Raw genomic sequence first — 1,443 nt, 5'->3', positions numbered from 1 at the left:
AGTGTGGGATGCGGTGCAGGCTGGGGTGCGGAGGCACGCACAGCAGTTTTTGCGTGAAGCCGACACCGTAGCGCGGTAAGCTCCCACCCATGATGCACCTCGCCCGCCTCCACCACGCCGCCATCATCTGCTCGGACTACGAGCGCTCCAAGCTGTTCTACACCCAGGTGCTGGGCTTGCGCATCGTCGCGGAAACCTACCGGGCGGCGCGTCAGTCCTACAAGCTCGATCTGGCCATGGCCGACGGCACGCAGATTGAACTGTTTTCCTTCCCCAACCCGCCGCCGCGCCCGTCTTACCCCGAGGCCTGTGGGCTGCGCCACCTGGCGTTTGCCGTGGCGGACCTGAACGCCAGCGTGGCGCATCTGCATTCAAAGGGCGTGCTGGTCGAACCGGTGCGGGTGGACGAGTTCACCGGCCAGCGCTTTACCTTCTTTGCCGACCCGGACGGCTTGCCGCTGGAGTTGTACGAGACCTCTGCCACGCATCCCACTTAAGCTTCAGATGCTATCAATTAAATAGCTACTACCGAACGTTCCACCTTGGCTAGAGGCCTATTTATTATATATTTCAAGTGCCCAGACGATGTGTTCGCGCACCAGTGCGCTGGCATCATTCAGGCGTGAATTCAGGGCATTGACCAGCGCCGGGTCGGGCGCCTGCCGCAGCGCGTTGCCCATGGCTACGGCCACATTGCGCAGCCAGCGTTCATGCCCGATGCGCCGGATCGGGCTGCCTTCGGTGAAACGCAAAAAGTCGTCTTCGGTCCAGCCAAACAGGGTCACCAACTGGCTGCCCGCCAAACCTTGTCGCTCGTCAAAGTCAGGCAAGGCGCTGCGCTGGGCGAACTTGTTCCAGGGGCAGGCCAACTGGCAGTCGTCGCAGCCGTAGATGCGGTTGCCGACCAGCGGGCGAAATTCCAGCGGAATCGGCCCGGCGTGCTCGATGGTCAAATAAGAGATGCAACGGCGGGCATCCAACCGGTGCGGGGCCACGATGGCCTGGGTGGGGCACACGTCAATGCAGGCGCTGCAACTGCCGCAGTGGCCGGTGGTTGCGTCCGTGGTCGGCAAAGCCACATCCACATAGATTTCGCCCAAAAAAAACATCGACCCCGCCTCGCGGTTCAGCACCAGGGTGTGCTTGCCGCGCCAGCCCTGGCCGCTGCGCTGGGCCAGCTCGGCCTCCAGCACCGGGGCCGAGTCGGTAAACACGCGGTAACCCAGCGGGCCCAGCTCCTGCGCGATGCGGTCGCTTAAGCGTTGCAGGCGCGCGCGCAGCACCTTGTGGTAGTCCCGCCCCCGGGCGTAGACCGACACAATGCCCTCGCCGGGACGGTTCAACCGGTCAAATTCCACGGCTTGCCAGCCATCGGGCGTGCTGCACGGCAGATAATCCATGCGGGCAGTGATGACGCTGACGGTGCCCGGCACCAGCTCGGCC

The 1,443-nt window shown here is 63.8% G+C and carries 2 protein-coding genes; one reads left to right on the top strand and one right to left on the bottom strand.

Going from position 1 to position 1,443, the window contains the following annotated elements; all coding sequences use genetic code 11:
• Nucleotides 1–92 precede the first annotated feature (92 nt).
• Nucleotides 93–497 (top strand): SMU1112c/YaeR family gloxylase I-like metalloprotein, encoded by a 405-nt coding sequence (gloA2, locus tag AC097L_RS24205; protein ID WP_479589271.1) that lies wholly within the window; start codon nucleotides 93–95, stop codon nucleotides 495–497.
• 57 nt (nucleotides 498–554) lie between these two features.
• Here gloA2 and queG read toward each other — a convergent pair.
• The coding region (gene queG / locus AC097L_RS24200) for a tRNA epoxyqueuosine(34) reductase QueG (RefSeq protein ID WP_479589270.1) at nucleotides 555–1,443 on the bottom strand (889 nt) is incomplete at its 5' end.

The organism is Rhodoferax sp. RT5P35, assembly GCF_056521385.1.
The sequence above is the reverse complement of the archived record's forward strand: the minus strand, read 5'-3'. Positions and strand labels throughout refer to the sequence as shown.